The organism is Skermanella sp. (genome assembly GCF_059503625.1).
Genome location: NZ_JCACHA010000930.1, coordinates 1 through 7179, shown reverse-complemented (window position 1 = coordinate 7179; position 7179 = coordinate 1). Strand labels below are relative to the sequence as shown.

Below are 7179 nucleotides of genomic sequence, written 5' to 3'. Positions count from 1 at the left end.
CGCCCGGCGTGGTGGTCGATGCCAGGGCGATCATGCTCGGTCTCGCGGCCCCGTTCGGCGGCGTCGCTGCCGCCGCGATCGCGGCGCTGATCTCAGGAGCCTATCGCCTGTTCGGGACCGGCGGGATCGGGGCTCCTGCCGGCGTGGCCGGCATCGCGATCGCGGCCCTGGCCGGCGTCCTCTTCGACCGCTTGCCGAGGAAGCTCCGGCTTCGTTTCCGAACGGCTTCGTTCGCGATCCTCGGGCTGCTGATCTCCTGCAACATCCTGAGCGTCCTTCTGCTACCGTCCTGGCAAGACGCTTTGCAGGTGCTCTCGGCGGTCGGTCTGCCACTGGTCGTCATGAATGTCGGCGGAGCGCTCGTCTTCGGGACCCTGCTCTCCCGCGAACGGGAGCGAATAGGAATCCTTCAGGACCTGCGAACCAGTGAAGCGCGCTACCGGGCGATCATCGACACGGCCGCCGACGCCATCGTGACGGCGCGCGGGGACGGAGAGCTGACCGCGTTCAACTCCGCCGCCGAGAGACTGTTCGGCCACAAGGCCGCCGATGTCATGGGCCGCGATATCCGCCTGCTCCTGCCGGAGGCGGAGCGGTTCATCCAGGACAGCTTCACCAACCGTCAGGTCCGGGGGCTGCACCGGGACGGCACGGCCCTGGAACTGGAACTCTCGCTCAGCGCATGGTGCGGCGGCGGCGGCCGGCGTTTCATCACCTGCATCATCCGGGACGTCGCGGAACGCAACCGGATCGACGCCGACCTGAAGCTGGCCAAGGAGACGGCGGAAAGCGCCAACCGCGCCAAGGGGCAGTTCATGGCGGAGTTGAGTCACGAATTGCGCAGTCCGCTCAATGCCGTGATCGGCTTCGCCGACATGATCCGCAGCGAAGTGGCCGGCCCCCTCGGCAGCGACCGCTACCGCGAATGGGCCGGCGATATCCGCGACAGCGGCCAGCATCTGCTGGGATTGATCAACGAGATCCTGGATCATGCCAAGGCCGAGGCCGGACGGCTGGCGATCCGCGAGGAGGAGGTCGATCTCGCCGAAACGGTCAACTTCTGCATCCGGATGATTGAACCGCGCGCCACAAAGGCGAGGATCGCCCTGTCCGCCACGGTGGCGCCGGAAGTCGCGACGATCCGCGGCGACGAAAAGCGGCTGCGGCAGATCCTGCTCAACCTCCTCACGAATGGCGTCAAGTACACGCCAAGCGGCGGGCAGGTGACGGTAACGGCGCAACAGGACGCCGACGGCGGCCTGTTCCTGACGATGACCGATACCGGGATCGGCATCGCGAAGGACGACCTCAACCACATGTTCGAAGCGTTCTGGCGTGCCGACGCCGTCGGAACCGGCAAGGTCGAGGGCACCGGCCTCGGGCTGACTCTGACCCGGCGGCTGGTCGGACTTCATGACGGAACCATCGAGCTGAGCAGCGTGGCCGGGCAGGGAACCACCGTCGCGGTCCGCCTGCCCCGCCACCGCGTCCTGTCGCAGGCCCCTGAGGCGACCGGTGAACCGGCGACGCCGTCACTGGACATCCTGCTGGTCGAGGACGACGCCATAATCCGCCTGACCACGCAGATGATGCTGACGCGCTGGGGTCATCAGGTGGTCGGCGCCGCCCACGCCAACGAGGCGCTGGAAACCCTGCAAAGCGACCGGCCGCTGGACCTGCTGTTCAGCGATATCGTCATCCCGCCCGGAATGAGCGGCGCCGAGCTTGCCAGGGTAGCCGCACATCTGCGCCCCGGCATCAAGGTCCTGCTGACATCCGGCTTCGCCGGCCACGCCGTCACCGGCGACATGAACGGCGATTATACGGTGGTGGCCAAGCCTTACGATTACGCCGAACTGCAAAAGAAGATCGCGGCCGTGATGCATGACGCTGCATGCCGGTGAACGCCGTTAAGGAACCACCGTTTGCCCACCTTGTTTCCTATAGAGGTTACGAACCCGGGAGAAACGCTCATGGCCGCCTCGACAGAGACGCCGCCGACATACGCCAAGTCCAGCGATGCCGCTGCACGTTCCACCTCATCAAAGCCGAACGCAGATCCGGGAAGAGTGCTGGAGACCGGCTCGGAAGAAGTCGGAGCCCCCACGCCGGCAGCGTATTCTCCGGTGAGCCCGGCTACCGGGACGGGAACCGGCAGGCACGCCGGCAACCCGGTCCAGGATCGTCGATCCTACGGCATCGGAACCGCGGAAACGTTCGTGCGGGAGAACCCCGTCGCGAGCCTGCTCGGCGCGCTCTCCGCCGGCTTCGTCATCGGCGCGCTACTGGGCCGAAGCGGGCGAGGACAGGCGGTCTCCCGCCGTCCGCCGGATCTCGGTTACGACGATGAAGACGCGTATGAGCGCGACTACTACTACGACTAGACCGGATACTACGACTAGACCGGACCGCCGGATCGTCCGAGGTTCTGTGGCATGGATGAAATCAGGAGGGATACATGACTGGCGGCAACGTTGCTTTTCTTCTTCTCGTAGTCGGCTCTTTCCTCGCGTTAAGCGCTTCAATGCTCTGGGCCAGTTCGCAGACATTGGACGCGGAGGCCGATCCGAGCATTCCGACCGGGAAGACCAACCCCGATACTTAGCACGACCACGACTGACCGGCCCGGCGTCAGGCTTGAACTTTCAGGCTGTATCCCGCCACCTCGGAGCGGAATTCAGCCAGGAAGTCCTGAGCCAGTGTCGAGAGCGTGCGCTGCGCCGAATGCAGGATGGACATCTCGACATTGATGCTCGGTGCGAAGGGGCGGACGGCCAGTCCGCGCCCGACATACTCTTCGGCGGTGAACGGGTCGACGATGGCGACGCCGGTGCCGGCGGCGACCAGCGCACAGGCGATCATCGTCAGCTGCGTCTCGATCCGCTGCTTCCGGTTGACGCCGTGGTCGGCGAAGACGGCATCGATCCGGTAGCGGAGCAGAGTCGATGATCCCAGCGAGATGAAGGGTTCGTTCGCAAAGTCCTCCGGGACGATGCGTTCCTTTTCCGCCAGCCAGTGGCCGCTGGGAATGATGGCGACCGCCGGGACCGGCGGCAGCTTCTCGCTCAGGACGGTAGCGTGCTCGACCGGGGTCTGGCCGAAACCCAGTTCGCACTGCCCCGCCGCCACCCAGTCCAGCACCAGCGTCGAACTGCTGCCCCAGAGCGAGACGTCCACGCGCGGCCTCCGCTCCAGAAAACGGGCGACGAAGCGCGGCAGGAAGCCGATCGCCAGGGCCGGCATCGCCGCCACCCGCAGCGTCCCCGCCCGGCGCGCCTCCAGGTCGCGCGCCGCCTGCTCGATCCGCTCGAGCCCGACGAAGGACCGCTCCACCTCCTGATACAGCAATTGCGCCTCGCTCGTCGGCGTGATCCGCGATCCGCGCCGCTCGAACAGCGTCAGCTTCAGCGCGTATTGCAGGTCGCCGATCAGGCGGCTTACCGCCGGCTGGGAAATGTTCATCAACTCGGCGGCCGACGTGATGCCGCCGGTCAGCATGACGGCGCGAAAGGCTTCGATCTGGCGGGGATTGAGCACGTGACGGGACAACTCCAACGGCTTCGTTTCCGTTACAGCATAATATTTGGTTATGAGAACCGCCAGCAATTCGATTTGACGATTATGCAGCCGGGGGGCGAACCTGTCGCTCAAGCGCACCGGCAATAGCGCGGCTCGGCAATCAATGCAGAACAGGAGAGAGACTGATGCGGGCTTTGGTTTATGGTTTGATGGCGACCGCCGCCGTATGGTGCGGCACGGCGCAGGCGCAGCAGAAGACCCTTTACGTAGCCGCTTACGGCGGCTCCTTCGAGCAGACGATGCGGAAGGAGATCATCCCCGGCTTCGAGAAGCAGCACGGCGTGAAGGTCGAATACGTCGCCGGCAACTCGACCGACAACCTCGCCAAGCTCCAGGCCCAGAAGGGCAACCAGCAGATCGATCTGGTGATCCTCGACGACGGTCCGATGTATCAGGCGGTGGCGCTCGGCTTCTGCGCCGATCTGGCGAAGGCCCCCGTCTACGACGATCTGTACGACCTTGCCAAGATCTCGTCCAACAAGGCCGTGAACTTCGGCGCCGTCGGCACCGGCATCGTCTACAACAAGAAGGTGTTCGACGAGAACGGCTGGCCGGCGCCGACCTCGTGGAAGGATATCGAAGATCCGAAGTACAAGAAGAAGCTGGTCGTCCCGCCGATCAACAACTCCTACGGCCTGCACGCCCTGGTGATGATGGCGCGGCTGAACGGCGGCGGCGAGAAGAACATCGAGCCGGGCTTCGAGGAATTCACCGACAAGATCAACCCCAACGTCCTGGCCTACGAGCCGTCGCCCGGCAAGATGACCGAGCTGTTCCAGAGCGGTCAGGCCAACATCGCGGTCTGGGGTTCGGGCCGGGTCAAGGCGCTGGCGGATACCGGCTTCCCCGCCGCCTTCGTCTATCCCAAGGAAGGCGGCGTCGTGCTGGCGTCTGCCGCCTGCCAGGTGGCCGGCAGCAAGCAGGCGGCCGAGGCGCAGCAGTTCATCCAGTACATGCTGATGCCGACGGCGCAGATGGCGCTCGCCGTCGATGCCGGCTTCGGCCCGATGAACAAGACGGTCGAACTCAAGCCCGAACAGCAGAAGGGACTGCCCTACGGGCCGGAGCAGATGAGCAAGCTGCTGGTGGTGGATTGGGACACGATCAACGCCAACCGCGAGGTCTGGAACAAGCGCTGGACCCGCGAAGTCGAGCGCTGATCCCTTGATCTTAAGGCGGGCGAAAGCCCGCTTGCGAGTTCAGGGCGGGCGAAAGCCCGCCCGCCGGCTGCGGAGATTTATCCTTGCCTTATCTTGTCCTCGATAAACTGACCAAGCGGTTCAACCAGTACGTGGCGGTGGACGGCATTTCGCTCGATGTCGAGAAGGGCGAGCTGGTCTCGCTGCTCGGCCCGTCCGGCTGCGGCAAGACCACCACGCTCCAGATGATCGCCGGCTTCACCGATCCCACGTCGGGCCGGGTCACGCTGAACGGCGCCGACCTGCTGGCGAAGAAGCCGAACGAGCGCGGCCTGGGCATCGTCTTCCAGAGCTACGCGCTTTTCCCGCACATGACGGCGGCTGAGAACGTCGCGTTCGGCCTGGAGATGCGCGGCGTGTCGCGCGCCGACCGCGACCGCATGGTAACCGAGACGCTGCTACTCGTCGGCCTTGGCGCCTATGGCGACCGCCATCCCAAGCGGATGTCCGGCGGTCAGCAGCAGCGCGTGGCGCTGGCCCGCGCCCTCGTCATCAAGCCGAACCTGCTGCTGCTGGACGAGCCGCTGTCCAACCTGGACGCCAAGATGCGGGAGGAGATGCAGATCGAACTCCGGCGCATCCAGCGCACCGTCGGCACCACCATGATCCTCGTCACGCACGACCAGTCGGAGGCGATGGCCCTGTCGGACCGGGTCGTCGTGATGAACAAGGGCAAGGTCGAGCAGGTGGCGGCCCCGCAGGAAGCCTACGACCGCCCGGCCAGCGCCTTCGTCGCCAACTTCCTGGGCCGGACCAACCTGCTTCAGGGTACGGTGAGGCATGACGGCGGCGTCGGCCGGATCGACGTTTCGGGCGTTTCCTGGCCGGTCGGATCGGACGTTCCCGCCGGTCCGGGCGTCATGACCGTCCGTCCGGAGAAGGTCGCCTTCGTGCCCGACGCCGGCGTGCCCGGCATGGTTCAGGCGCGGGTCTTCCAGGGAACGCAGTGGCTGTTCGAGGTCAGGACCGAAGCCGGTCAGGTGATGGTGATCCGCCAGCACGACGGGCAGGCGATGCCGCAGGAGAACGAGCGGGTCATGGTCGGCTGGCGCCCCGAGGACATGCGGGTAATGGCCGCTCAGGCTGGCGCTTCATGACCGCCTTGCATGAGTCCAATTCGTTGACCGCCTCCGATGAAACCGCGGCGTCCCCCTCCCCCGCTCCGGCGGACCGGCGGCGCTGGGTGCCGTACCTGCTGAGCCTGCCTGCCCTGGCGCTGTTCGCGGTGCTGCTGCTGGTCCCGCTGGCGATGACGGCCCTGCTGTCGCTCAACAGCTTCGGCTTCTACACCGGCATCCAGGATGTCTGGCAGCTCGGCAATTACGTCGAGATCTTCTCCGACAGCTACTTCCACGAAGTCTTCCTGCGGACCTTCCGGATCGCCTTCCTGGTAACGCTGATCTCAGCATGCATCGGCGCGCCGGAAGCCTATATCCTGCGCCGGATGCGCTCTCCCTGGCGCGGCATCTGCCTGCTGATCGTGCTGGGTCCGCTGCTGATCTCGGTCGTGTCGCGGACGCTGGGCTGGGCGCTGCTGCTGGGCTCGACCGGGCTGATCAACCAGGGACTTACGGCGGTCGGCGTGATCTCGACCCCGATCGAGTTCATGTATACCGAAACAGGCGTCGTCATCGCGCTGACCCATGTGCTGGTGCCCTTCATGGTGCTGTCGGTCTGGGCATCGCTCCAGCGGCTCGACCCGCAGATCGAGAACGCGGCGCTGTCGCTGGGCGCCAAGCCGTTCACCGTGCTGCGCCGCGTCGTCCTGCCCCAGATCGTCCCCGGCATCCTGTCCGGCTCGATCATCGTCTTCGCACTGGCCGCCAGCGCCTTCGCCACCCCGGCCATCATCGGCGGCCGGCGTCTGAAGGTGGCGGCGACCCTGGCCTACGACGAGTTCCTGAACACGCTCAACTGGCCGCTGGGTGCTGCGGTAGCGATCCTGCTGCTGATCGCCAACATCGTCATCATCGTCGGCTGCAACCGCCTGATCGAGCGTCGCTACAAGCAGGTGTTCGAATGAACCGCAACAGCCCCCTGGCCCTCGTCTTCCACGTGCTGTTCCTGGGTTTCCTGCTGGCGCCCATCCTGATCGTCTGCGCCGTCGCCTTCACGCCCGAAGGCTACCTGTCGCTGCCGACCAACGGCGTCTCGCTCCGCTGGTTCTACGCGATCGGCGACAATCCGGAATTCGTCCGGGCCTTCCGCGACAGCCTCGTGCTCGGCGCCCTGTCGTCGACGGTGGCGGTGGCGTTCTCGATCCCGGCGGCGCTGGCCATCGCACGGCACCAGTTCCCCGGCCGGGAGGTCATGACGGCCCTGTTCCTGTCGCCGCTGATGGTGCCACATATCGTGCTGGGCATCGCCTTCCTGCGCTTCTTCACGCAGATCGGGTTAGGCG

General features: G+C 65.8%; 7 protein-coding genes. 6 read left to right on the top strand and 1 reads right to left on the bottom strand.

Going from position 1 to position 7179, the window contains the following annotated elements:
* Positions 1–1904, top strand: a 1904-nt coding sequence (locus AC5JJ6_RS33970; protein ID WP_496046279.1) for an ATP-binding protein, incomplete at its 5' end; no start/stop codon positions are given.
* A gap of 69 nt (positions 1905–1973) precedes the next feature.
* Positions 1974–2384, top strand: coding sequence for a hypothetical protein (locus tag AC5JJ6_RS33965; RefSeq protein ID WP_496046278.1), 411 nt, complete (start codon positions 1974–1976; stop codon positions 2382–2384).
* Positions 2385–2631: 247 nt separating this feature from the next.
* Here AC5JJ6_RS33965 and AC5JJ6_RS33960 read toward each other — a convergent pair whose 3' ends face one another.
* Positions 2632–3555: a LysR substrate-binding domain-containing protein gene (locus AC5JJ6_RS33960; RefSeq protein ID WP_496046277.1), complete on the bottom strand. Its 924-nt coding sequence runs from the start codon at positions 3553–3555 to the stop codon at positions 2632–2634.
* 149 nt (positions 3556–3704) lie between these two features.
* Between AC5JJ6_RS33960 and AC5JJ6_RS33955 the strand changes: the two genes are divergently transcribed.
* From AC5JJ6_RS33955 to AC5JJ6_RS33940, 4 genes are all read left to right on the top strand, one after another.
* Positions 3705–4739, top strand: coding sequence for an ABC transporter substrate-binding protein (locus AC5JJ6_RS33955; protein WP_496046276.1), 1035 nt, complete (start codon positions 3705–3707; stop codon positions 4737–4739).
* 83 nt (positions 4740–4822) lie between these two features.
* Positions 4823–5875: an ABC transporter ATP-binding protein gene (locus AC5JJ6_RS33950; protein WP_496046275.1), complete on the top strand. Its 1053-nt coding sequence runs from the start codon at positions 4823–4825 to the stop codon at positions 5873–5875.
* Between the two features lie 23 nt (positions 5876–5898).
* Positions 5899–6801: an ABC transporter permease gene (locus tag AC5JJ6_RS33945; RefSeq protein WP_496046274.1), complete on the top strand. Its 903-nt coding sequence runs from the start codon at positions 5899–5901 to the stop codon at positions 6799–6801.
* Positions 6798–7179, top strand: a 382-nt coding sequence (locus tag AC5JJ6_RS33940; RefSeq protein WP_496046273.1) for an ABC transporter permease, incomplete at its 3' end; no start/stop codon positions are given. The genes AC5JJ6_RS33945 and AC5JJ6_RS33940, both read left to right, overlap by 4 nt.